The organism is Terrabacter sp. P2_E3 (genome assembly GCF_056403915.1).
The window spans coordinates 14,514-37,553 of sequence record NZ_JBFUEN010000019.1; the positions used below are offsets into that span (position 1 = coordinate 14,514).

Here is a 23,040-nt window from a genome sequence, read left to right on the forward strand (position 1 = left end):
CCAGGGTTGCATAACTTCACCTTATGTCGTGCATAATGCAGGGATGAGTTCTTCGCGCTTCCCCGCCGTCGTCGACGAGATCACGGTCCGGCTCATCGCCGCGGTCGTGCTCGTCATCGGCGTCGTCGCCCTCGCGACCCAGCAGTGGTGGCTCTACGCCGTCCTCGCTGTGGACTTCAGCCTGCGGGCCATGCTCGGACCCCGGGTCAGCCCGATCGCCCGGCTCGTGCAGCGGTGGATCCGACCCGCCGTCTCCGCGCCGAAGCGACCGACGGCCGGTCCGCCCAAGCGGTTCGCGGCGGCCATCGGTGCGGTCATGACGGTCGCCGCGACCGCGCTCTGGGTCATCTCCCTCGTCACCGGCTCGACGGGCGTCATCGTCGCCGTCGTCGTCATCGGCGCCATCATGGTGCTCTTCCCGGCGCTCGAGTCGATCCTCGGCATCTGCGTCGGCTGCATCCTCTTCTCGGGCCTCATGCGCCTCGGCCTCATCCCCGAGGAGGTCTGCCTCGAGTGCGCCGACATCACGAAGCGTCGTGAGCGCCTCGTCGCCGAGCGCGCGGGCCAGCAGGCGGCCTGAGCGCCAGCCGGCGGCCTGACCGTCAGCCGGCGGCGCCCCGCAGCTTCTCGAGCAGCGGGCCGGCGGCCTCGTCGAGGAAGCGCGCCTGGGCGTCCCCGCCGATCTGGACCAGGGCGATGTCGGTGAAGCCCGCCTCCCAGTAGGGGCGCACGGCCTCGACGATCGCGTCGAGGTCGGGCCCGCACGGGATCGAGGCCGCGACGTCCTCGGGGCGCACGAACTGTGTGGCACCGGCGAAGCCGGCCGGGGTGGGCAGGTCGGCGTTGACCGACCAGCCGCCGCCGAACCAGCGGAACTGCTCGTGGGCCCGGGCCACCGCCGCGTCGCGGTCGGGGTCCCAGCTGATCGGGATCTGGCCGATGGCGCGGGCGCCGGAGCCGATGCGCTCGGCGCCGTCGGTGCGGTTCCACGTCTCGACGAGCTCCGCCTCCGGCTGCACCGCGATCATGTGGTCGGCGAGCGGGGCGAGCCGCTCGATCGACGCGTCGCCGCTGACGGCCACGGCCACCGGGACGAGGATGTCCGGCAGGTCCCAGATGCGCGCCGAGTCGACGTCGAAGTACTCGCCGTGGTGGGTCACGAGCTCGCCGGAGTGCAGCTCGCGGATGATCTCGATGGCCTCGACGAGCATCTCCTGGCGGGTCACGACACCGGGCCAGCCCTCGCCGACGACGTGCTCGTTGAGGCTCTCGCCGCTGCCGAGGCCCAGCGTGAAGCGGCCGTCGGAGAGGAGCTGCATCGTCGCCGACTTCTGCGCGACGACGGCCGGGTGGTAGCGCATCGTCGGGCACGTCACGTAGGTCATGAGCTCGAGGCGCTCGGTGGCCTGCGCCACGGCGCCGAGCACCGACCACGCGTACGGCGCGTGCCCCTGCTCCGTGAGCCAGGGGGAGTAGTGGTCGCTCGAGACCGCGAGGTCGAAGCCGACCTCCTCGGCGCGCACGGCCCAGCGGACGAGGTCCTTGGGGCCGCTCTGCTCGGTCATCAGGGTGTATCCGAAGTTCGTCACGCGTGGGACCTACCCATTTCTCGAGGCACTACGTGTACAGGGTCTGTCCACAGTTGTGGACAGCTCTGTGGATCATGTGGCCCGTCGCGTCAGGACGGGCGGTGCCTCCCGAGGAAGGTGCGGATGGCCTCGCGCGGCCGGTCGCGCAGCTCGGTGCCGTGCGTGAACGCAGCGACGTCGTAGTCGAGCTCGCCGAGCAGGTGAGCGGTCTGCTGGGTCATGCGGAAGTCGGTGCAGAAGGCCTTGACGGGCCAGCGCAGACCCATGACGTTGAAGATCGCGTCGCCCGTGATGAGCGTGCGCGACTCCTCGTGGAGCAGTGACACGTGCCCGGGGGAGTGCCCGGGAGTGTGCACGACCCGGAGGCCGCCGGCGATCGGGAGCACCTCACCGTCGGTCATCTCGCGCTCGACGGTGAGCGGCTCGAAGTCGCGGCCGGGCCGGGAGAAGCGGTCGAAGAGGCGACCGAGCAGGAAGGTGCGGTCACGCGGCGGCGAGGACCCCTCGACGGCGTATGCCGCGTCGTCGTGGTGGATCGTGAAGCCGCGTCCCGTCTCGCGGGCCACGTGTGCCGCCCCGCCCGCGTGGTCCGGGTGGGCGTGGGTCAGCAGCAGCCGGGTGACGTCGGCGGGGGCCGCCCCGATGGCGCCCAGGGCCGCGATGACCTTGGGTCCCGAGCTCGACAGTCCCATGTCGACGAGCGTCACCTGGCCGTCGTCGTCGCGCAGGATGAAACCGTTGACGAGGTCGCGCACGAGCGGGATGCGCCAGACGTTCGGCGCGAGGGGAACCACGAGGTCCTTGGCCATGGGCCGACCCTAACGGCGACCGGTGCCGCGCGCCCGGGCTGTCGAACGTCGGGTGAGAGGCGACCGCGCTGCGGGTAGGAGCCGAGGGTGGCGGTCGACGCCACCCAGAGCAAAGGAGGGCCACATGGCCAAGCGAGTCGCATTCCTCGTCGCGAGCGAGGGCATCGAGCAGGTGGAGCTGACCGAGCCGTGGAAGGCGGTCACCGACGCCGGGCACGAGGCCGTCGTCGTCAGCCCGGAGGCCGGCGAGGTGCAGATGTTCAACCACCTCGACAAGGCGGACACCAAGGCCGTGGACGTCACGGTCGCCGACGCCAGGGCCGAGGACTTCGACGCGCTCGTGCTGCCCGGCGGCGTCGCCAACCCCGACAACCTGCGCACGCACGCCGACGCCGTGTCGCTCGTGCGCGACTTCGTCGCCTCGGGTCGTCCCGTCGCCGCGATCTGCCACGCGCCGTGGACCCTCATCGAGGCCGACGTCGTCAAGGGCCGCCGCCTCACGTCCTGGCCGAGCCTGCAGACCGACATCCGCAACGCCGGTGGCGAGTGGACCGACGAGTCGCTCGTCGTCGACGGCAACCTCATCACGAGCCGCAACCCCGACGACCTGCCCGACTTCTGCGGCGCCGTCGTCGAGGCGCTCGAGCACGGCTCGGCTGCCGCCACGGCCGCACCCTCCGCCTGAGGGCCCAGCCCGGGGGCTCAGCCGAACCCGTGGCGGGCCAGCGGGTGGAGCAGCTCGCGCTCCTCGTAGGCGAGGTGTGACAGGAGCGTGTCGGTGAGCAGGTCGAGGGCGCGCTGGATCTCGTCCAGCGCGTCCTGGCCGGCCCGGCCGTAGGACTCGCTCCCGACGAGCCCGACGAGGGCGTCGTCGACCTGCTCGAGCACGTCCGAGATGACGTGGTGCTCCTCCTCGAGCCGGTCGATGACCGGGCCGAGGTCGGGCTCGGCGCCCCGGAGGTGCACGAAGATGCTCCGGTCCTCGAGCGTGTGGTGCCCCGTCACGAGGCGGCAGTACGTCTCGCAGTAGGCGCCGAGCGTCCAGTTGTTCTGCCGCATCGCCATGGTGTTGATCACCGACCGCGCGGCCCCGGTCGACATCGCGCCGCGGCGCACCTGACCGACGATGTCGCGCAGGTGGGCCAGCTCGCCCCGCAGGTGGTCGTGCACGTCGACGAGGTGCTGCGGCACGGCCTGCTCGGCGGCGGAGTATGCCGCGTGCTCGGGCTTGGCGGTCACGGGACGGTCGTCCTCCCGCCAGGGGAGCGTGGGGCTGAGCCGGACCCCCTCGTCCGGTGTCGCGCGGACGGTCAGCGGCGCGCCGCCGATCGGTGTCGCTGAGGCAGGCGGGGCCGAGGGCTCGGCCGCACCGACGCCGCCAACGCCGCCGGCGCCGCCGGCGCCGCCGGCACGGCGGGCACGTTCGGCGTCGACGAGGTCACGCACGGCTGGGGCGACCTCGGCGGCATACCGCCTCACGACGTCGGGGTCGTCGGTGCCGAGGACGAACGTGCTCATCCCGTCAGCCAGGGCGAGAGCCGCCAGCTGCTCGGCCCAGTCGTCGGCCGTGCCCCGGAGGAAGCCACCGCCCGTGCCGAACGAGCCGACGACGTTGTACATCCGGCGGATCGCCTGCGGGCCGCGACCGGCCCGGTCGGCGGCCTCGTCGATGACGGCGTTCATCCCCGGGAGGGCCTCGGGGTCGGCGTAGCCCATGCTCGGCAGCCACCCGTCGGCGAGGCGCCCGGTGACCCGCAGCATGCGCGGCTTGTAGGCACCGAGCCAGATCTCGACGGGGTGCACCGGGAAGGGGCCGGCGTGCATCCCCGTCACCGAGTAGTGCTCGCCAGGAACGGTGACCGACCGCGCGCCCGGCTGGTCGGGGTCCTGGCCCCAGACGCCGCGGATGATCCGGATCGCCTCGACGAGCGCGTCGACGGCCTCCGCGGGAGTGCGGCGCTCGCCGCCGGCCGCGGCGATCGCGTCCCAGAAGGCGCCGGTGCCGAGACCGAGCTCGGCACGGCCGCCGCTGATGACGTCGAGGGTCGCGATGTGCTTGGCGAGCCCGACCGGAGGCCGGAGCGGCAGGTTGGCGACGTTGGCCGCGACGCGGATCGAGCTCGTGCGCGCCGCGACCGTCGTGAGCAGCGTGGAGGTGTCGAGGTGCTTGGCGTTGTAGGGGTGGTCCTGCACCGTGAAGAGGTCGAGGCCCACGACGTCGGCGAGCTGCGCCAGCTCGAGCGTCTCGTGCACCCGGGACGCGTCCGGGCTCGCGAACACCCCGAAGTGGAGGTCGTGCAGGTAGTCCATGCGGTCAGGGTGGCATACGCTCCGGGCCATGAACGGGGACGACGCTGCCGTCGAGGCGCTGCGGGCGCTGATCCGCATCCCGACGGTCTCCGACTGGGACCCGGCGCGCGAGGACCGGGCCGTGTTCGAGGCGCTCCTCGCCGAGCTGCGCGAGCGCTTCCCTCGGCTGCACGCCGCGTGCGAGGTCGAGCGCATCAGCGGCGATGCCCTGCTCGTGCGCTGGCCGGGCCGTACGCGGGAGGCGCCGGTCGTGCTCATGGCGCACCTCGACGTCGTCCCCGTCGACGACGCGTCGGTGTGGACGCACCCACCGTTTGCGGGAGAGGTCGCCGACGGGCACGTCTGGGGCCGTGGGGCGCTCGACTGCAAGGGGTCGCTCGTCGCGACCTGTCAGGCGGTCGAGGACCTCATCGCCGAGGGCCTCACTCCCGGTCGGGACGTGTGGCTCTCGTTCGGCTGCAACGAGGAGGTGTCGGGGCGGGCCGCCAAGGACGCCGTGACGATCCTGCGCGAGCGAGGCGTCGAGCCGTGGTTCGTCATCGACGAGGGCGGCGCCATCGTCCAAGGGGCGCTGCCGGGGGTCGCTGCACCGATGGCCGTCATCGGGGTCTCCGAGAAGGGCACGGTCGACGTCGACCTCACGGCCCGCGGCGACGGCGGCCACGCCTCCGCGCCCCGCCGGATGGGGGCGACGAGCCGGCTCGCCCGCGCCATCCTGCGCCTCGAGCGCAAGCCGTTCCCCAGCCACCTGCCGGACGCCACCGTCGACATGCTCGAACGCGCCGGCACCCACGCCCGCATGCCGTATGCCGCCGTCTTCGGCAACGCGCGCCGGCTGCGCCCCGTGCTCGCCCGGGTGCTCCCGCGGCTGGGGCACGAGACCGCGGCGCTGACCCGGACGACCGTCGCCGTCACGCAGCTCTCCGGCTCGCCGGGCGCCAACGTCATCGCCGCGACCGCCCGCGCCCACGTCAACATGCGGGTCATGGTGGGCGAGACCGTCGACGGCGCCATCGAGCGGATCCGCCGCACGGTCAAGGACCCCCACGTCGAGGTGACGCTGGTCAGCGGCGACGAGCCGAGCCCGGTGTCGCCGACGGACGACACGGCATATGCCCTCCTCGAGTCGACGGTGGTGGAGGTGTTCCCCGGGACGGTGGCGGTGCCGTACGTCATGCTCGCGGCCACCGACTCACGCCACTTCCACCGTGTCTGGCCGCGCGTCTACCGCTTCACGCCGTTCCGGATGACCGATGCCCAGCGGGCCTCGATCCATGGTGTCGACGAGCGCATCGGCGTCGCGGACCTTCACGACGGCATCGCGTGGTACCGCCGCCTCATCGAACAGCTCTAGTCGAGTCAGCCTGAGAGAGAACGAGATCCGCATGTCAGACAGCACGGCCGTCTCCGACGCCGTCCGGGCCGTGGCCCGCAGCCCGATCACCAAGGTCGTCGGCTTCCTCATCTGCGTCGAGCTCGCGAGCGGCGTGCTGCAGGGCTACTACACCCCGATCTTCACCGACATCGCCCGGCACCTGTCGATCAAGGACGCCGACGTCAACTGGTTCGAGGCCGCCCAGCTCATCGTGTCGGCGCTCGTCGTGCCGCTCCTCGCGCGGCTCGGCGACCTCATCGGGCACCGCAAGGTGCTCCTGCTCTCGACGGTCGTCACGGCGGTGGCCTCGTGGGGCGTCGCCTTCGCGCCGACCTTCGGTCTCTTCCTCGTGGCGTGGGCGATCCAGGGCTTCTACGTCGTGTGGCTGCCGATGGAGGTCGCGATCATCCACCGCCGCACCGGCGGCTCCGAGCGACGCGTGCGCGGTGCAGCGGGACTGCTCGTGGCCGGGCTCGAGCTCGGGGTCATCGCCGGCGCCCTGACGAGTGGCGCCCTCGCCGAGTCGCTCGGCATGACCGCCCTGCTCGCGCTGCCGGCCGTCGTCGTGACCCTGGCTCTCGTCGCGATCTGGTTCGGCGTCGAGGAGTCTCCCGTGCTCGCCCACGGCACCGTCGACTGGCGCGGCTTCTGGCTCATCACCCTCGCCCTCGGCCTCGTCATGGGTGGCCTCGTCATGCTGCGCGTCCTCGGGCCGGGGAGCCCGTGGCCGTGGGTGCTCGTCCTGCTCGGCGCTGCCGCCTTCGTGCCGTTCGCACGGGCCGAGCTCGCCCACCCGGAGCCGCTCGTGGACCTGCGCATCCTCGGGGCGCGTGGCCAGTGGCCCGTCCAGGCGACGGCCTTCCTCTTCGGCGTCTCGGTGCTCGGCGCGCAGATCCCGCTGTCGACCTTCGCGCGCACCGACCCGGCCGTCACCGGCTACGGCCTCGGTGCCTCGGCGGGCAAGGTGTCGATCATCATCGGCGGCTACGTCCTGTCGCTCGCCGTCGGGGCCCTGCTGCTCCACCTGCTCGCGCACCGGACGGGGACACGGGTGGCCATGGTCGTGGCGGCGCTCCTCGTCGCGGTCGGCTACCTGCTCTTCCTGCCCTTCCACGACACCCTCGCCCAGACGATGACGAACATGGTCATCGCGGGGCTCGGGTCCGGAGCGCTCGTCGCGGGGCTGCCCACGGCCGCGGCCGCGCAGGCGCCACCGACCCACACCGGCCTGACGACGGGGATGACGAACACGACCAAGACGATCGGCGGAGCGTTCGCCTCGAGCGTCTTCGCGATCGCGCTCGCCTCGACGGGCACGGTCGACGCAGAGGCGACCGCCCACGCGTCACTCTCCGGCTACCTCACGGTGTGGGCGATCTGCGGTGTCACAGCCCTCGTCGCAGCGGTGTTCCTGGCCGTCGTGCGACCGGTCAGCGACCGGTCCGCTGTCTCTGCGCCCGGCTGAGCACGTCACCGGCCACCTGGGTGACGGGCGCGCCACGCTGCTCCGCCTCGGTGATGAGCAGCTCATAGGCCGTCGCCATGTCGATCCCCTCCAGGTGTGCGAGGGCCCCCTTGGCCTGCTCGATGACGACCCGCCCGAGGAGGGCCTCGCGCAGGGACTCGGTGATCCGGCGCTGGTCGACCGACTGGCTCTGCAGGATGACGATCGTCGACATGTCGGTGAACGCCTGGGCCATCTCGCACTGCGCGTCGTCGAGCGCGGCATCGCTGCGGGTGAAGACGTTGAGGGCGCCGAGGGCGCGGCCGTGCCACAGGAGGGGGAAGGCGTGCACCGCGGCGAAGCCGGCCCGCACGATCGCCTCACCCGCGATCGGCCAGCGCAGCTGGATGACGCTCCCTCCGAGGGCGACGACCGGAGCGGCCGACCGATGGCACTCGACGCACGGGCCCTCGTCCTGACCCACCTGCAGGGCCTCGAGCTCGGCCACCCCGTGCGACGTCGACACGAGCAGCTCGAGGGAGTCGTCCGGCGCCTGCACGATGAGACCCATCGCATCGACGCCGAGGGAGGACGAGCCGTCGCGCAGCAGGCGCGTCAGCAGGTCGGTGACGTCGTGGCTGTCGACCATGGCGGCCGTGGCCTCGGCGAGGACCTGGCTGGTCGATTTCGGGTTCATGCGGGGTCCTTGGTCGTCGGGCCCGTGTCGGTGAAGTCGAGAGTACGGTCGAGCACGAGCGCTGCGATCGCCTCTACGGTCGTGTCCTGCGCGTAGGCGTGGGCCCGGATGACCGCCATGGCGTCCACCGGTGTGACCCCCAGCTGCGCGACGACCATCCCGACGGCCTGGTGCACCTGCTGGCGGACGACCCACGGCCCGACGTCGTCGGTGAGCAGTGCGTTGTGGCCGAGCAGGGCGGCACCCACGGCGTCGGCGAGGAACTGGGCCACGACGGGGTCTCCCGCCACGGCCTCGGGCGACTCGTCGTAGACGATGACGACACCGAGGGAGCGGTCGTCGGGTCGCATCGGTGCGGCACAGACCCAGAGCTCGCCCAGCTCCTGACGCGCCGTCGCCGAGAAGTGCTCCCACGGCGTGGGCTGTCGCAGGTCGGCGGTCACGACACGGCGCGAGGTGAAGGCGTCCCACCCGGGGCCCTCGCCCAGGACCTCCTGGAGTCCGTCGAGCCGCGCGGCCGTGGGGTCGGTCGCGCAGAGCGTCAGGCGGTCGGGCTGGTGGTAGCCCAGCGTGATCGCGGCGCCGGCGCCGCCGAAGACGTCGACGAAGGCGTTGCACAGGCGGGCCGGCAGGGGGAGGCGGTCGACGTCGCGCGCGATGCCCCGCGTCAGGGCCGCGAGCATGGCGGCGCGGTGGCGGGGGTCGGGACCGACGTACTCATCCGTCATCGGAGGCCAGCCTTGCCGGGCTGGACTCCGTGGCGTGCCCTGGCGTGTCACGCACGGTGAGACGCTCCTCTGAGGGGGTGGTGGTCAGGCTCCTGCCGCGACCACTCCTGAACTCTACGCGCCCGCTGTCAGCGCATCTCACTCCCCGAAGCAGCGGCGGCGCGGCCCCGGTGGTGGTGTCATGGGAGCCATGGACATGCCGAAGCACGGCGACGAGGCCAAGGCCCACTTCCGCGGTCTCGTCAGCGAAGGGCCCGGTGTCGAGGTCAAGCCGATGTTCGGCAGCCTCGGGGCCTTCGTCAACGGCAACATGTTCGCCGGGCTCTTCGGCGAGGACGTCGGGGTCAAGCTCGATCCGGCCGGGCTCGAGGAGCTGAGGGCGCTGCCGGGCAGCGGACCGTTCGGTCCGGCCGGGCGGCCCATGGGTGGCTACCTCTCGCTGCCTCCTGACCTCGACGACGCTGCCCTGACCACGTGGGTCGACCGCGCCCGCGACCACGTCGCGACGCTCCCGCCCAAGGTCAAGAAGCCGAAGAAGTAGCCCGGTGGCCTCCAGCGACTTCAGGCACTCCGGCGATGCCGGCGATGCCGAGTCGGCCACTCGCTCGGAGCTGCGCGCGCTCCTCGGTGACGATTCCGTGGTCGAGCTGCGCCCGATGTTCGGCACCCTTGCCGCGCTTGTCGACGGGCACGTCTTCGCCGTCGCGCTGGACGACGTCATCGGGGTGAAGCTCGACCCGGATGCTCGGGCCGAGCTCGAGACCCTGCCCGGCTCGGAGGTCCTGACGATGGGCAGCCGGCGGATGACGGCGTACCGCAGCCTCCCCGCAGGCATGCCGTCCGCTGAACGCCACGTCTGGCTCACGCGGGCGCGTGACCATGTCGCGACCCTGCATTCCTGACCCTGCCTTCCTGACCCTGCGTTCCTGACGCGGCGCGGCCCACTCAGAAGGGTGGTGGGTCGTGCGCGCCGAGGTGGCGATGGCCTGAATCGCCCTGCGACGGTGGGTGATCGGTTGACGTGGTGGGGCTGCCCCGTCCTGCCGGTGGGGCTAGGCCGTCGCGCCAGTTCTTGGGGTGGGTGGTGTAGGTGCGGCCGGTGAGGGTGGTCCAGGTGAGGCCGTCGTCGGGGGTCGGGGTGGAGGTCCAGATGCCGTCGGTCTTGAGGTTGTGGTGGAGGCGGTGTTTGGCGTGGAGGTTGCCGACGCGGGTGGGTCCGGTGGGCCAGGGGGTCTCGTGGTCGAGGTCGCAGCGGGTGGCCGGGACGTGGCAGTCGGGTCCGCGGCAGACCCCGTCGACAGCCTGGACGTGCTCGACCATGGCGCGCGTCGGGCGGTAGCTGCGGGTCGGGCGGGACAGGGCGCGGCCGGTGGGCAGGTCGACGGGCAGGGTGGCCCAGACGGATCCGGGGCGGGTGATGATCTCGCGGGCGTGGGTGGCGGTGACCCAGCCGTGGCCGGGGACCTCGCAGGCGGTGTCGGCCTCGCCGGTGGCGACCTCGAACGGCACGACGATCCACGCCAGCGCCGCCGCCTCACCCGGGATGGTCCCGGGCATGGCTCCGGATGCCGTGCTGGACGCGGTTCCGGACGCGGTTCGGGACGCCTCCCGGGGCGCCGGGTCGACGGCGTTCCCGGATGCTGCGCCCAGTGCCGCATCGACGGCGGGTCCGGGCGCGGCAGGGAGTGCTGCCCCGGGGTGGCCCGGTCGGTGCAGCAGGGCGTCGGTGGCGAGGTCGGCGCGGAGCTGGTCGAGGCTGCGGGCATCGCCCGCGCCGCGCAGCCCCCGGGCGGTGGTGTCGAGGCGGTCCATGACGGCAGCGACGCTCGCGGCGTCGGTGGTCACGGTCAGCCAGCCCATCCCGTCGTCGGTGAGCCGGCCGAACACCCCGCGCCGGGCCCTGGCGTGCGCGTGCCGTTCCTGGGCGCCGCGGGCATCGACCGACGCGACCGCCCGTCGCAGGCGGGCGGTGAAGGTGCGTTGCGGGACTGGCTGCCCGTCCCGGGACGGGGCGAGCACCGCCTGCGCGACCGACGTGACGTCCGCGTCCGGGAGCTGGGCGGTGTCGGAGACGACCTGCAGCGCCCGGTGCAGCGACAGCCGACCGGCGCGCAGCGCACCGAGGACGACCCGGTGCCGGCGGGGTTCGGTGGCCAGCGCCAGCCGGCGGGCGACCTCCCCGGCGCCGACCCCGGTCGCGAGGGCGATCTCCTCGGTGACGACCCGCTCGGGCGAGACCCGCGCGGACACCCGGGCGACGGCCCCGRCCGGGAGGGCGTCGACCTGTTGGGCCTCGATGCCGGCCAGCGCGCCGTACGCGGCGAGCAGGTCGGCCTCGAGGCGCGCCTTGGCGACCTCGAGCGCCTCGATCTCGGCCAGCACCCGCTCCCCGGCCCGCGCCAACCCCTCCAACGCCACCGCTGCAGCCGCGCGCTCACCGGCCGTCACCCGGGCAGCATCACCGGTGCGCCCCTTTCCGCAGGCCACCGCAGCACCCGGAACAGAGGCGAGTGCGGCATCGGCGCGCCAGCGCTCCAGCACCGGTCCCAGCGACCGGGACAGCCGGCCACGGTCGCCCGTCCACGCCACTCGCAGAGTCGTCCAGCACCCACCCCCCGGCACACCGGAGGACTCCACCGGTGACGGCGTGTACGGCACGGTGAGCCTCCTCTCGGTGATCCTTCGATGCATCAAGCAGAACAGGTGTTCGAACGACTTTCAAGAGGTGGACGATCCCCTGTGGACAACGAACCGCTCTGCCCTGCAAGCCATCCCGTCTGATTCGACCCGGCCCTACGCCGGTCTGAGGCCCTCGTCGGAAAGGGCCCGTCCACGATGAGGACACGCCCTCCCACGTGGCGGACACGCATACGTACACTCGCCGGTAGGTCATGAGCGCCAGCGACAAGCCCCGGCTCGCTGGCCGGCAACCCTCCAACCGCGGTGGGGTGCCCCGGGTGAAGACCTGGCCCGTCGACGCCACCCGGCGCTCGGGCAAGCGCGGAGAGCCTCTCTCCCGCACCGACCCGTCGGTGCACGGGGCCCGGTGACACGGGACCCGGTCAGCGACACGACCCAGGAAGAGCAGGACGACCGATGACCGAGCCCAACTGGTCCTTCGAGACCAAGCAGATCCACGCCGGCCAGGCCCCCGACAGTGCCACGGGGGCCCGCGCGCTGCCGATCTACCAGACGACGAGCTACGTCTTCAACGACACCGACCACGCCGCGAACCTCTTCGGGCTCAAGGAGTTCGGCAACATCTACACCCGTCTGATGAACCCGACGACCGACGTCGTCGAGCAGCGGATCGCGGCACTCGAGGGGGGCGTCGGCGCCCTCCTCGTGGCCTCGGGCCAGGCCGCCGAGACGCTCGCCGTGCTCAACATCGCCGAGGCGGGCGACCACGTCGTCGTCTCCCCCAGCCTCTACGGCGGGACGTTCAACCTCTTCAAGCACACGCTGCCGAAGTTCGGCATCGAGGTCGGCTTCGTCGAGGACCCGACGTCGATCGACTCGTGGCGCGCGGCGATCCGCCCCAACACCAAGCTCCTCTTCGGCGAGACCATCGCCAACCCCAAGAGCGAGATCCTCGACATCGAGGCCGTCGCGGCCCTCGCGCACGAGCACGGCGTGCCGCTCGTCGTCGACAACACCCTCGCGACGCCCTACCTCATCCGCCCGATCGAGTGGGGCGCCGACATCGTCGTTCACTCGGCGACGAAGTACCTCGGCGGTCACGGCACCTCGATCGCCGGCGTCATCGTCGACGCCGGCAACTTCGACTTCGGCGCCGACCCGGAGAAGTTCCCCAACTACAACACGCCCGAGGAGAGCTACCACGGGCTCGTCTTCGCCCGCGACCTCGGCGTCGGCAGCCCGCTCGGCGCCAACCTCGCCTTCATCCTCAAGGCCCGCGTCCAGCTGCTGCGCGACCTCGGCCCGGCCGCGTCGCCCTTCAACGCGTTCCTCATCGCCCAGGGCATCGAGACGCTGTCGCTGCGCATCGAGCGCCACCTCGAGAACGCCCACCAGGTCGCTGCCTTTCTCCAGGGTCACGACCAGGTCGAGAAGGTCGTGTGGGCGTCCTTGCCGGACAGCCCGTTCCACGCTCTCGCGGAGAAGTACACGCCGCGTGGCGCCGGCGCCGTGCTCTCGTTCGAGATCGCCGGTGGCCTCGAGGCGGGCAAGAAGTTCGTCGAGGCGCTGACCCTGCACAGCCACGTCGCGAACATCGGCGACGTCCGCTCGCTCGTCATCCACCCGGCCTCGACGACGCACTCCCAGGGCCCCGACGAGGACCGCCTCGCTGCCGGCGTGACGCCGGGCCTCGTGCGCCTCTCGGTCGGCATCGAGCACATCGACGACATCGTCGCCGACCTCGAGCAGGGCTTCACGGCCGCCAAGGCCTGACGCCACCGACCGACCCGCCCGAAACCGGGCTGAAGCGGATCGGCATGGCTGGCACGATGGCAGCCATGCCGATCCGCTACCCCGCCCCACTGCGCCCCGGCGACCGGATCGGCGTGACCTCGCCGAGCTCCGGCGTCTCCGACGAGCTCTGGCGACGGTTCGCGTATGCCGTCCAGTGCCTCCGCGACCGTGGCTTCGACGTCGTCGTGGGTGAGCTCAACCACGCGCCGAGCCACGTGAGCGGGCCTCGCGAGGCCCGCGCGGCCGAGCTCATGGAGATGCTCCTCGACGCGAGCATCCGGGCGGTCGTCCCGCCGTGGGGCGGCGAGACGGGCATCGACCTGCTCGACCTGCTCGATCTCGATGCGGTCGCCGCTGCCGAGCCGACGTGGTGCGTCGGCTTCTCCGACACCTCGACGTGGCTGACCCCCCTCACCCTCACGACCGGCATCGCGACGATCCACGGGCAGAACCTCATGGACACCCCGTATGCCGTGCCGGACGGCATACTCCACTGGGTCGACGTGGCGGGCGCCGCGGCCGGGGACGAGCTGCGGCAGCACTCCCCCGGGCGGCACCGTGCCGGCGGCTGGGACGACTACGCCGGCAACCCGACGGTGTCCGAGATGACCCTCGAGGGCCGAGGGACGTGGACCCGCATCGATCCGGGCCACGAGGACGCACCCGTCACGTTCTCCGGGAGGCTCGTCGCGGGGTGCGTCGAGACGGTGAGCTTCCTCGCGGGCGGCCGCTTCGCGGACATCGGTGCCTTCGCGCGCGACCACGCGCCCGACGGCACCGTCGTGCTCCTCGACATCGCCGAGTGGAACTCCTACGACATCTGCCGTGCCCTGCACGCGATGCGCCTGCGTGGTTGGTTCGACGCCGCGAACGGCATCCTCGTGTCCCGGACCAGCGCGCCAGAGCCGCACGGCTTCACGCAGCACGCAGCCGTCGTCGACGCCCTGGGGATGCTCGGCGTGCCGATCGTCGCCGACGTCGAGTGCGGCCACGTCGCGCCGTTCCTCGCGCTCGTGCAGGGCGCCATGACGACGGTCGTCCACGACGGCGACACCCACACGGTCACGCAGCGGCTCGCCTGAGGCCGGTCGGCGGTGGCAGGTACGCTCGCCGGGTCATGGAGAAGCAGCTGGTCGGGTCCGAGCTCGAGGTCGGCGACGCCGAGGTGACGGTCGAGGCACCCGTCGCCGCGGACGAGGGCCCGCACGACGAGGGGGCCGCAGGTCGCGTCCTGCACGACGTCTTCGGCTTCACCTCGTTCCGCGGGGCCCAGCAGGAGATCGTCGACCGCGTCGTGGCGGGTCACGACACGGTCGTGCTCATGCCCACCGGCGGCGGCAAGTCCCTGTGCTACCAGCTGCCCGCGCTCGTGCGGCCCGGCGTCGGCATCGTCGTCTCGCCGCTCATCGCGCTCATGCACGACCAGGTCGAGGCGCTGCGCCTGCTCGGCGTGCGAGCGGCCTTCTGGAACTCCACCTCGTCCGCCGAGGAGTCGGATGCCGTCCGCCGCGACGTGCGTGAGGGCCGCCTCGACCTGCTCTACGTCGCGCCCGAGCGCCTGCTCATGCCCTCGTTCCTGCGTCTGCTCGACGACGCGGCCACCGGCGCCGGCATCGCCCTCTTCGCCATCGACGAGGCCCACTGCGTGTCGCAGTGGGGCCACGACTTCCGGCCGGAGTACCTCCGCATCGCCGAGGTCACCGGCCGGTTCCCCGGGGTGCCGCGCATCGCCCTGACCGCCACCGCCGACGCGCTGACCCGCAACGAGATCCACCAGCGGCTGCGCCTCGACGGCGCGGCCGAGTTCGTCTCGAGCTTCGACCGGCCCAACATCCGCTACATCGTCGAGGAGAAGAGCGACGCGCGCGCCCAGCTGCTGCGTTTCCTCGAGAGCGGCAACGACGGCGCAGGCTTCCGCGGCTCCGCCGGCATCGTCTACTGCCAGTCACGCAAGCGCACCGACGAGATCTCGGCGCTCCTGCGCCAGCAGGGCTACGACGCCATCGCCTATCACGCCGGCCTGCCCAACGAGGCTAGGGCCGCCGCCCAGCAACGGTTCCGTCGTGACGAGGGCGTCATCGTCGTGGCGACCATCGCCTTCGGCATGGGCATCGACAAGCCCGACGTGCGCTTCGTCGCGCACGTCGATCTCCCGAAGAGCCTCGAGGGCTACTACCAGGAGACCGGTCGGGCGGGCCGCGACGGCGAGCCGGCGGTGGCGTGGATGGCCTACGGCCTCGCCGACGTCGTGCAGCAGCGCTCGTTCATCATGCGGTCCGACGGCAGTCCCGAGCACCGGCGCGTCGACTCGATGAAGCTCGACTCGATGCTCGGGTACGCCGAGGCCTCCTCGTGCCGCCGGCGTCTGCTGCTGGCCTACTTCGACGAGGAGTCCGGCGACTGCGGCAACTGCGACACCTGTCTGGAGCCGCCGCAGCTGTGGGACGCGTCCGTGCCCGCGCAGAAGGTGCTCTCGGCCGTGATCCGCACGGGCCAGCGCTTCGGCGCGGGGCACGTCATCGACGTGCTGCTCGGCAAGCGCACGGACAAGGTCGCGAGCTGGGAGCACGACCAGCTGCCGACCTTCGGGGTGGGCAGCGACCTCGCCGACCGGGAGTGGCGCTCGGTCATCCGCCAGCTCGTCGCGCGCTCGGTCCTCGTCCCCGATCCGGGCCGGATGGGCGCCCTCACCATCACGGAGGCGGCCCGTCCGATTCTCGACGGCGTGGAGAGGGTCGAGCTGCGCCGGCTCTCGGCCGCGCCGGCACGCAGCCGTTCGTCGTCGGGCTCGCGCTCGACCGGGTCCGGGTCAGGGTCCGGGGCCGGAGCCGGAGCCGGGGCCAGCCCTGCCGACCGGGCGCTCTTCGAGCTGCTGCGCACCGAGCGGCGGTCGATCGCCGACGCCGAGGGCGTGCCTGCCTACGTCGTGCTGCCCGACCGCACGCTCTGGGAGCTGGTGAAGGCCCGACCGGGCAGCACGGCCGACCTGCTCACGGTCAACGGCATCGGGCCGGTCAAGGCCGAGAAGTACGGCGCCGCGTTCCTGACCCTGTTGGCCGAGCACACCGGCTGAACGATCCTCGGCCTCAGCCGACGACCTCGTCGACGAAGCACCAGCGCCAGGCCTCACCCGGCTCGATGGAGCGCATCACGGGGTGCTGCGTCTCGTGGAAGTGCGCGGTGGCGTGCTTCATCTCGGAGGAGTCGCAGCAGCCGACGTGCCCGCACTGGAGGCACAGGCGCAGGTGCACCCACGTCGTGCCGTCGCGCAGGCACTCCTCGCAGCCCTCGGGCGTGCGCGGTTCGACGCACGAGTCAGTGTCCTGGAGGTGCTCGCAGGGAGCCTCGATCGTGTCCACGGGCAACATCTCACTCTCTGCCAGGCGGCTCTCCTGGTCGTCGATGCGGTCGAGCATGGTCTCCTCGAGGTCCAGCGTGCTGAGGACGACGCGCAGCACGACGTGGTCGGCCCGCCCCTCGTCGCGCAGCCGGAGCACCTCGTCGCGCTCCGCCTGCAGCATCTGCATCCGGGCGCGTCGGTAGCGGACGCTCGGCGTCTCGTCGTCGTTGCCGCTGCGGGGCCCGAGCCGCTCCCACATCTGGTTGAGCCGGTCCTCGGACCGCGACCGCAGCGTCTCCCGCGTCGCGTCGTCGACGCCCTCCATCCGGTCGAGCTCATCGAGGCCGGACCGGGTCGCGGCCTGCAGCACGGTGGCCGCCTGGAGCGCGTCCTCGCGCGGGTCGGGCCCGCGCACGTCGAGCCATCGGGCCAAGGCCGGCAGCGTCGTGCCCTGGATGAGCAACGTGCCGATCGTGACGACGACCGCGATGAGGACGAGGACCTTCTGGTGCGGGGTCTCCGGGGGCAGCAGCAGGGCGGCCGCGAGCGTCACCACGCCTCGCATGCCGGCCCACGACAGGACGACGGTGTGCGTCCACGGAGCGTGGGCCTCGATGCGGAACACCCGCGTGCTGAGGAAGCGGAACGGCACGATCCAGAGCGGCCGCAGGACGAGCACGGCGACGAGCGTGCCGACCGCGGCCAGCGTGATCTGCCCGGCGGACAGGCTCGAGGTTCGGACGTCGGCGATGACGTAGAAGACCTGCAGCCCGATGAGGAGGAAGACGGCGTTCTCGAGGAGGAACTGGATCGAGGTCCAGTTGATGCGCTCGCTGAGGCGCGAGGCGCCGGTCTGGGTGCGCGGCGACTTGTGGCCGAGGACGAGACCGGCCGTCACGACGGCGATGACGCCCGAGGCGTGCAGCTCCTCCGCCGGGACGTAGGCCGCGAACGGCACCATGAACGACAGCACCGTGTCGAAGGCCGGCTCGGTCGAGAAGTGCCGGCGCAGCACCGACACGACGAGCGAGACGACGACGCCGATCGCGATGCCCCCGACCGACGCCCAGGCGAAGTCGAGCACGACGCCACCGAAGGACACCCCGCCGGACGAGACCCCCGACGCAAGACCCGCCGCGGCCAGCGCCGTCCGGAGGGAGACGAGGGCCGTGGCGTCGTTGACGAGCGACTCCCCCTCGAGGATGGACACGAGCCGGCGTGGGAGCCCGATGCGGCGGCCCACGGCCGTGGCCGCGACCGCGTCGGGCGGAGCGACGACGGCGCCGATGGCGAAGGCGACCCCGAACTCGAGGCCGAGCACCCACTGCAGGAAGAGCGCCACCCCGAGGGCCGTGAAGAGCACGAGCCCGACGGACAGGCTGAGGATGACGCCCCGGTTGTTGCGGAAGTCCACGAGCGACGTCTGGATCGCGGCGGCGTACAGCAGGGGCGGGAGGATGCCGAGCAGCACGACCTCGGGGCTCAGGGCCACCTCGGGCACGAACGGCAGGTAGGACCCGAGGATGCCGATGACGATGAGGACGAGCGGCGGCGGCAGGTCGAAGCGGTCGGCGAGCCAGGACCCCCCGAGGACGGTGGCTGCGATCGCGAGCAGCCCGATGGCGATCTCCACGACGACATCCTGCCCCACCCCGTGGCGCGGTGCGTCGGCCGTCCGGCCCGGGTGAAGCAGGCCTAGACGAAGAAGGAGCGCACCGCCGCGATGACGCGGTCCTGGTCGGCGTCGGTCAGCTCGGTCGCGCAGGGCAGCGAGAGGCCTCGGGCGAAGAGGCCGTCACCGACAGCGCCACCCACGAGGGGCGCCGACAGGAACGGCGGCTGGTCGTGCAGCGGCCGCCACAGCGCGCGCGCCCCGACCCCGAGCCTGTTGAGGTGGTCGAGGAACTCGTCACGACCGCGCCCGTCGGCCTCGGGCACGAGGACCGAGTAGAGCCAGTACGTCGCGTCGAGGCCCTCGACCCGCGGCGGCAGGACGAGCGGGAGGTCGGCGAAGGCCGCGTCGTAGCGGGCCGCGATGCGGTGCTTGGCGGAGACGAACTCGTCGAGCCGCTCGAGCTGGGCGAGCCCGAGCCCGGCAGCGATGTTGGTGAGCCGGTAGTTGTAGCCGACCTCGTCGTGGAGGTAGCCGACGTCGGGCACCTTCGCCTGGGTCGTGAGGTGACGGGCGCGCGCGGCGAGGTCGTCGTCGTCGGTGACGATCATGCCGCCACCGCCGGTCGTCGCGATCTTGTTGCCGTTGAACGAGAAGCAGCCGATGCGGCCGACGGTGCCGGTGTGCCGCCCGGCGTAGGGACCGGACGTCCACGTCGCTCCGAGCGACTCCGCGGCGTCTTCGAGCACGGGTATGCCGTGCCGGTCGCAGGCGTCCATGAGCGGTCCCATGCCGGCGGGCTGCCCCAGCACGTGGACGATCTCGACGACCTTGGGCTGCGCCTCCCCCGCGGCAGCGCGGCGGTCGAGCTCGGCCGCGAGCAGGGCAGGGTCGATGTTCCACGTCGTCCACTCGGCGTCGACGAGGACGGGCCGCGCGCCGCAGTAGGCGATCGGGTTGACCGAGCCGACGAACGTGAAGTCGGAGCAGACGACGTCGTCGTCGCGACCGACCCCGAGCAGGAGCAGGCCGATGTGGATCGCGGCCGTGCCGGTCGCGCACGCGATGGCGTGCTTCGACCCGACCCGCTCGGCGAAGCGCCGCTCGAACTCCGAGACGAAGGGTCCGACGGACGAGACGAAGCCCGACTCGACGGCCTCGAGGACGTAGCGGCGCTCGAGCTCGCCGATGTTGGGGACCGCGAGCGGGATCGTGCCCTCGGGCCCGCGCGCTCCGGGCGCGTGCGCCTCGCCGGTCGTGGTCACCGGTGGTACCGGCCGGCCGTCTCGGGGTCGACGCGCGGCCGCAGCCACTCGGCGGTGGCGGCGAGGCCCTCCTCGAGCGACACGGTGGGCGCCCAGCCGAGCACCTCGTTGGCGAGCGACGGGTCGGACAGCAGGATCTGCACCTCGGACCCCCCGGGGCGGATGCGATCGCTCTCGGTGACGATCTCGGCGTCGCTGCCGGTGACCTTGCGGCACAGCTCGACGACGTCGCCGACGGAGACGGTGCGCCCGGTGCCGAGCTGGATCGTCGTGCCGGGCGCGACGTCGGCCAGAGCCGCGCGGACGAAGCCGTCGGCCGTGTCGGCGACGAAGGTGAAGTCGCGCTTCGGCGTGACGTCGCCGAGCTTGACCTGGCTCGCACCGGCGAGCAGCTGCGACAGGACGGTCGGGATGACGGCGCGCGTCGACTGGCGGGGCCCGAACGTGTTGAACGGGCGCAGCGTCGTCACCGGCGTCTCGAAGGACAGCGCGTACGACTCGCACATCTTGTCGGCCGAGATCTTCGTCGCCGAGTAGGGCGACTGGCCGCGCAGCGGGTGCGCCTCGGTGATCGGCACCGACTCGGGCGTGCCGTAGACCTCGGAGGTCGACGTGTTGACCATCCGCGGCGTGCCGTGGCGACGGACGGCCTCGAGCACGTTGAGCGTGCCGATGACATTGGTCTCGACGTAGGAGCGGGGAGCCACGTAGGAGAAGGGGATCGCGATGAGCGCCGCGAGGTGGAGCACGACGTCGACGCCCTCGGTCGTCGCCATGACGTGCTCGGGGTCGCGGATGTCGCCGAGGACGACCTCGGCCTGGCCGTCGCGGACCGCGGCCCGGAAGGTGTCGGACTCGTCGAGCCACCCCGTCGAGCCGTTGGAGTTGTAGAGGCAGAAGGCGCGCACGTGCGCCCCGTCGGCGAGCAGCCGCTCGACGACGTGCGACCCGATGAAGCCGTCGGAGCCCGTGACGAGGACGGTCTTGCCGGCGACCGAGCCCTCGACAGGTCGCGCGGTCAGCTCGATGTCGGGGATCTCACCGGTCGTGCTCTGAGCGGAAAGTGTTGTCACAGCTGCCTTTTCGTCGTCCATGGGTGCTCGTATGCCGTCTGCCACGTCAGCAGTGACCGTGGCGGTCACGTCGTCGCTCGCGCGGGCGCTCACGACTCGCCCTTCGCGCGGGCCAGGTCCTTCGGGGTGCCGACATCGATCCAGTCGCTCTGGATCGGCCACGCCGTCACCGGCTCGTCGCGCGCGAGACACGTCTCGACGAGGCCCGGCATCGTGCTGGCGCGCCCGCTGGGCAGCCAGGCGAGCGCCCGCGGCTCGACGGCATACACGGCGGCGTTGATGTCGAAGCTCAGCGTCGGCTTCTCCGAGACGCCGGTGACGCGCCCGTCGGTGCTCTCGACGACGCCGAACGGCACCTCGTGCTGGTAGGTGCGGGTCGCGACGGTGACGGCGGCGCCCGTCCGCCGGTGGGCGTCGAGCAGGTCGCTCGCGTCGAACTCGACCATGAGGTCGCCGTTCATGACGAGCACGGCGTGCTCGAGGTCGGGCCGCTCGTCGCGCAGGAGCGTCAGGGAGCCGGCCGTGCCGAGCGGTCGCTCCGGGTCCTCCCGGAGGTAGCGGACCGTGCACCCGAGGCGGGAACCGTCCCCGAGGTGCTCCTCGATCTGCTCGGCGAGGTAGTTGACGCTGACGTAGATCTCGCGGATGCCGTCACCGACGAGACCGAGGACGATCCACTCGAGGATCGAGCGGCCCGCGACGGTCATGAGCGGCTTCGGGGTGTCCTTGGTCAGGTCGCCGAGGCGCGTGCCGCGACCACCGGCCATGACGACGGCGACGTTGGGCAGCGGCGCTGAACCGACGACGTCCGACAGGGTGTGCAGGCCGACGAGGGTGCGGTCGTCGGCGAGCTCGGGCACGGCAGAGATGCGCAGGGCCTGCATGAGGTCGAGGACGAGCGCCCGCGGTGACCCGGCGGCGACGAAGTGCGGCGTCCGGGTGGCGTGGTCGAGGGCGGCGTCGTCGAGGCTCGTGCCCTTGAGGAAGGCTCTGCGCAGGTCGCCGTCGGTGAGCAGCCCGGCGAGGCGGTTCTCGTCGTCGACGAGCAGGCACACGAGGTTGCCGCTGCGGTCCACGACCTCGAGGGCGTCGCGGATCGTCGCGGTGGTCGGCGCGCACGCCGCGCGCAGGTCTCGCGCTGTCACTCCTCTTCCTCCTCGTTCGTGCGGCGGCCCCGTTGCCGGCCCACCACCCGTGCCGGGTGCAGGTCCACGAAGTGCTTGGCCCGTGGGGCGAGCGCCGCTGTCCGAACGATATCGAGGATGGCGGCGCTGGCCGTACCCGTGCCGTAGGGGTTGGCGACGTGCGCCGAGTGCTCCCGCCAGCGGAGGCTGAGGGCGGTGCGCAGCGCGGCCTCGACGGCCTCCCGGCCCTCGGCCGCGTGGACCACGTTGTCGCCCCGCAGCCGACCGCGCTGACGCTCGCCGATGTCGACGGCCGGCACGTGCAGGGTCGCGGCCTCGATGACGCCCGAGCTCGAGTTGCCGACGACGACGTCGGCGGCCGCGAGGACGCGCGGGTAGTCACGGCCGAGGGCGGCGACGAGCCGGAGGCGGGGCTCGCGTGCCGCGAGGCCGGTCAGCGCCGAGAGGATCTCGTCGCGCCCCTCGTCCATGCCCGGGTGGGTGGCGACGACGGTGCCGCACGCGGCGAGCGCGGCCTCGGCGGCCTCGCGCGCCCACTGCCCGACCGGGGCCCCGGGCTGGGCGGTCGGCGGGTGGTAGGTGAAGAGGCCGAGCGGTCGCTCGACGGTCGTGCCGAGCAGCTCGCCGAGGTCGGCGTCCGGGATCGGCGACGCGGTCGCGAGCCGGTCGAGGCCGGGCGCGCCGGTCACGTGGACGCGGTCGGCCGGCTCGCCGAGCTGGCGCACCCGCGCCGCGGCGTCCTCGGATGCGACGCAGTGCTGGTCGGCGAGCTTGGTGACGGCGTGGCGGACCCGTTCGTCGAGCGCCCCCTCGGTCACCTCTCCCCCCTGCAGGTGCACGACCGGCACCCCGAGCAGGACGGCGGGCGGCACGACGTAGAGCAGCTCCCAGCGGTCACCGAGCACGACGAGGACGTCGACGTGCTCGTCCCGGAGCGCCCGTCCGCAGGCGCGCGCCAGCAGCGCACCCTGCTCGAGCTGGGCGTCGACCGTCACGGCCGTCATCGGCTCGGCGAGCGGCACGACGGCCCCGCGCCACTCGTCCGCCGTGACGCTCGAGGGCAGGGCCGCGACGAGGTCGTCGGCGGCATACATCACCCCGGTCAGGACGCGCAGGGTCACGTCGTTCGCCGACTGCAGGGCCTCGAGCACCGGCGACAGCGGTCCGAGGTCGGCGCGGGTCCCGACAAAGACGGCGACCGTGTGCGTGGGGGCCACGG

At 72.5% G+C, this 23,040-nt stretch carries 20 protein-coding genes and 1 riboswitch; of the genes, 9 read left to right on the forward strand and 11 right to left on the reverse strand.

Going from position 1 to position 23,040, the window contains the following annotated elements; genetic code table 11:
• Nucleotides 1-43: 43 nt before the first annotated feature.
• Nucleotides 44-580 (forward strand): DUF4395 domain-containing protein, encoded by a 537-nt coding sequence (locus AC1DW8_RS20035; RefSeq protein WP_478095633.1) that lies wholly within the window; start codon nucleotides 44-46, stop codon nucleotides 578-580.
• A gap of 22 nt (nucleotides 581-602) precedes the next feature.
• Here the strand turns inward: AC1DW8_RS20035 and AC1DW8_RS20040 are convergent, their stop codons facing one another.
• Entirely contained in the window at nucleotides 603-1,589 is a 987-nt protein-coding gene (locus AC1DW8_RS20040; protein ID WP_478095634.1) for an LLM class F420-dependent oxidoreductase, read from the reverse strand.
• 89 nt (nucleotides 1,590-1,678) lie between these two features.
• Complete coding sequence (locus AC1DW8_RS20045) at nucleotides 1,679-2,398, reverse strand: MBL fold metallo-hydrolase (RefSeq protein ID WP_478095635.1); 720 nt, start codon at nucleotides 2,396-2,398, stop codon at nucleotides 1,679-1,681.
• Between the two features lie 124 nt (nucleotides 2,399-2,522).
• Between AC1DW8_RS20045 and AC1DW8_RS20050 the strand changes: the two genes are divergently transcribed.
• Nucleotides 2,523-3,083, forward strand: coding sequence for a type 1 glutamine amidotransferase domain-containing protein (locus AC1DW8_RS20050; protein ID WP_478095636.1), 561 nt, complete (start codon nucleotides 2,523-2,525; stop codon nucleotides 3,081-3,083).
• A 17-nt stretch (nucleotides 3,084-3,100) separates the two neighbouring features.
• Here the strand turns inward: AC1DW8_RS20050 and AC1DW8_RS20055 are convergent, their stop codons facing one another.
• Nucleotides 3,101-4,708 (reverse strand): LLM class flavin-dependent oxidoreductase, encoded by a 1,608-nt coding sequence (locus tag AC1DW8_RS20055; protein ID WP_478095637.1) that lies wholly within the window; start codon nucleotides 4,706-4,708, stop codon nucleotides 3,101-3,103.
• Between the two features lie 28 nt (nucleotides 4,709-4,736).
• Here AC1DW8_RS20055 and AC1DW8_RS20060 point away from each other — a divergent pair, with 28 nt between their 5' ends.
• Nucleotides 4,737-6,062, forward strand: a complete 1,326-nt coding sequence (locus tag AC1DW8_RS20060; protein WP_478095638.1) for a M20/M25/M40 family metallo-hydrolase — start codon at nucleotides 4,737-4,739, stop codon at nucleotides 6,060-6,062.
• Between the two features lie 31 nt (nucleotides 6,063-6,093).
• Nucleotides 6,094-7,548 (forward strand): MFS transporter, encoded by a 1,455-nt coding sequence (locus AC1DW8_RS20065; RefSeq protein ID WP_478095639.1) that lies wholly within the window; start codon nucleotides 6,094-6,096, stop codon nucleotides 7,546-7,548.
• Here the strand turns inward: AC1DW8_RS20065 and AC1DW8_RS20070 are convergent.
• Both AC1DW8_RS20070 and AC1DW8_RS20075 read right to left on the reverse strand, forming a co-directional pair.
• A complete protein-coding gene (locus AC1DW8_RS20070; RefSeq protein ID WP_056778742.1) occupies nucleotides 7,514-8,224 on the reverse strand; it encodes a GAF and ANTAR domain-containing protein in 711 nt (236 codons plus the stop codon). The two genes, AC1DW8_RS20065 and AC1DW8_RS20070, sit on opposite strands and share 35 nt — an antisense overlap.
• Nucleotides 8,221-8,952 carry a GAF domain-containing protein gene (locus tag AC1DW8_RS20075; RefSeq protein WP_056778739.1) on the reverse strand — a complete coding sequence of 244 codons (732 nt, stop codon included), beginning with the start codon at nucleotides 8,950-8,952 and terminating at the stop codon, nucleotides 8,221-8,223. The genes AC1DW8_RS20070 and AC1DW8_RS20075 overlap by 4 nt, the downstream gene beginning before the upstream one ends.
• Before the next feature lie 190 nt (nucleotides 8,953-9,142).
• Here AC1DW8_RS20075 and AC1DW8_RS20080 point away from each other — a divergent pair, with 190 nt between their 5' ends.
• Nucleotides 9,143-9,493 (forward strand): TfoX/Sxy family protein, encoded by a 351-nt coding sequence (locus AC1DW8_RS20080; RefSeq protein WP_478095677.1) that lies wholly within the window; start codon nucleotides 9,143-9,145, stop codon nucleotides 9,491-9,493.
• Nucleotides 9,494-9,497: 4 nt separating this feature from the next.
• Complete coding sequence (locus AC1DW8_RS20085; RefSeq protein WP_478095640.1) at nucleotides 9,498-9,854, forward strand: TfoX/Sxy family protein; 357 nt, start codon at nucleotides 9,498-9,500, stop codon at nucleotides 9,852-9,854.
• A 43-nt stretch (nucleotides 9,855-9,897) separates the two neighbouring features.
• Here AC1DW8_RS20085 and AC1DW8_RS20090 read toward each other — a convergent pair whose 3' ends face one another.
• Nucleotides 9,898-11,400: an HNH endonuclease signature motif containing protein gene (locus tag AC1DW8_RS20090; protein WP_478095641.1), complete on the reverse strand. Its 1,503-nt coding sequence runs from the start codon at nucleotides 11,398-11,400 to the stop codon at nucleotides 9,898-9,900.
• A gap of 439 nt (nucleotides 11,401-11,839) precedes the next feature.
• Nucleotides 11,840-11,959, forward strand: a riboswitch (SAM riboswitch).
• Nucleotides 11,960-12,048: 89 nt separating this feature from the next.
• On the opposite strand from AC1DW8_RS20090, the gene AC1DW8_RS20095 reads away from it, so the two are divergent.
• From AC1DW8_RS20095 to recQ, 3 genes are read left to right on the forward strand one after another with little or no spacing between them, the layout of a single operon-like run.
• A complete protein-coding gene (locus AC1DW8_RS20095; protein WP_478095642.1) occupies nucleotides 12,049-13,365 on the forward strand; it encodes a bifunctional o-acetylhomoserine/o-acetylserine sulfhydrylase in 1,317 nt (438 codons plus the stop codon).
• A gap of 44 nt (nucleotides 13,366-13,409) precedes the next feature.
• Nucleotides 13,410-14,468: an LD-carboxypeptidase gene (locus AC1DW8_RS20100; protein ID WP_478095643.1), complete on the forward strand. Its 1,059-nt coding sequence runs from the start codon at nucleotides 13,410-13,412 to the stop codon at nucleotides 14,466-14,468.
• Between the two features lie 35 nt (nucleotides 14,469-14,503).
• On the forward strand, nucleotides 14,504-16,459 hold the full coding sequence (recQ, locus tag AC1DW8_RS20105) for a DNA helicase RecQ (RefSeq protein WP_478095644.1): 1,956 nt from the start codon (nucleotides 14,504-14,506) through the stop codon (nucleotides 16,457-16,459).
• Nucleotides 16,460-16,472: 13 nt separating this feature from the next.
• On the opposite strand, the gene AC1DW8_RS20110 is transcribed toward recQ, so the two are convergent.
• From AC1DW8_RS20110 to neuC, 5 genes are all read right to left on the reverse strand, one after another.
• Nucleotides 16,473-18,359, reverse strand: coding sequence for a Na+/H+ antiporter (locus AC1DW8_RS20110; RefSeq protein ID WP_056773206.1), 1,887 nt, complete (start codon nucleotides 18,357-18,359; stop codon nucleotides 16,473-16,475).
• Between the two features lie 62 nt (nucleotides 18,360-18,421).
• A complete protein-coding gene (locus tag AC1DW8_RS20115; RefSeq protein ID WP_478095645.1) occupies nucleotides 18,422-19,603 on the reverse strand; it encodes a DegT/DnrJ/EryC1/StrS family aminotransferase in 1,182 nt (393 codons plus the stop codon).
• The gene (locus tag AC1DW8_RS20120; protein ID WP_478095646.1) at nucleotides 19,600-20,697 is read right to left on the reverse strand and encodes an SDR family NAD(P)-dependent oxidoreductase; all 1,098 of its coding nucleotides are present in this window, start codon (nucleotides 20,695-20,697) and stop codon (nucleotides 19,600-19,602) included. Before AC1DW8_RS20120 ends, AC1DW8_RS20115 begins: the two co-directional genes overlap by 4 nt.
• 68 nt (nucleotides 20,698-20,765) lie before the next feature.
• Entirely contained in the window at nucleotides 20,766-21,821 is a 1,056-nt protein-coding gene (locus AC1DW8_RS20125; RefSeq protein ID WP_056773201.1) for a nucleotidyltransferase family protein, read from the reverse strand.
• A complete protein-coding gene (gene neuC / locus AC1DW8_RS20130) occupies nucleotides 21,818-23,038 on the reverse strand; it encodes a UDP-N-acetylglucosamine 2-epimerase (RefSeq protein ID WP_478095647.1) in 1,221 nt (406 codons plus the stop codon). Before neuC ends, AC1DW8_RS20125 begins: the two co-directional genes overlap by 4 nt.
• Nucleotides 23,039-23,040: the final 2 nt, after the last annotated feature.

Coding starts and splice junctions, on each gene's coding strand:
- AC1DW8_RS20035 (WP_478095633.1), top strand. CDS start 44: ATGAGTTCTTCGCGCTTCCCCGCCGTCGTCGACGAGATCACGGTCCGG.
- AC1DW8_RS20045 (WP_478095635.1), bottom strand. CDS start 2,398: ATGGCCAAGGACCTCGTGGTTCCCCTCGCGCCGAACGTCTGGCGCATC.
- AC1DW8_RS20050 (WP_478095636.1), top strand. CDS start 2,523: ATGGCCAAGCGAGTCGCATTCCTCGTCGCGAGCGAGGGCATCGAGCAG.
- AC1DW8_RS20055 (WP_478095637.1), bottom strand. CDS start 4,708: ATGGACTACCTGCACGACCTCCACTTCGGGGTGTTCGCGAGCCCGGAC.
- AC1DW8_RS20060 (WP_478095638.1), top strand. CDS start 4,737: ATGAACGGGGACGACGCTGCCGTCGAGGCGCTGCGGGCGCTGATCCGC.
- AC1DW8_RS20065 (WP_478095639.1), top strand. CDS start 6,094: ATGTCAGACAGCACGGCCGTCTCCGACGCCGTCCGGGCCGTGGCCCGC.
- AC1DW8_RS20070 (WP_056778742.1), bottom strand. CDS start 8,224: ATGAACCCGAAATCGACCAGCCAGGTCCTCGCCGAGGCCACGGCCGCC.
- AC1DW8_RS20075 (WP_056778739.1), bottom strand. CDS start 8,952: ATGACGGATGAGTACGTCGGTCCCGACCCCCGCCACCGCGCCGCCATG.
- AC1DW8_RS20080 (WP_478095677.1), top strand. CDS start 9,143: ATGGACATGCCGAAGCACGGCGACGAGGCCAAGGCCCACTTCCGCGGT.
- AC1DW8_RS20095 (WP_478095642.1), top strand. CDS start 12,049: ATGACCGAGCCCAACTGGTCCTTCGAGACCAAGCAGATCCACGCCGGC.
- AC1DW8_RS20100 (WP_478095643.1), top strand. CDS start 13,410: ATGGCTGGCACGATGGCAGCCATGCCGATCCGCTACCCCGCCCCACTG.
- recQ (WP_478095644.1), top strand. CDS start 14,504: ATGGAGAAGCAGCTGGTCGGGTCCGAGCTCGAGGTCGGCGACGCCGAG.
- AC1DW8_RS20120 (WP_478095646.1), bottom strand. CDS start 20,697: ATGGACGACGAAAAGGCAGCTGTGACAACACTTTCCGCTCAGAGCACG.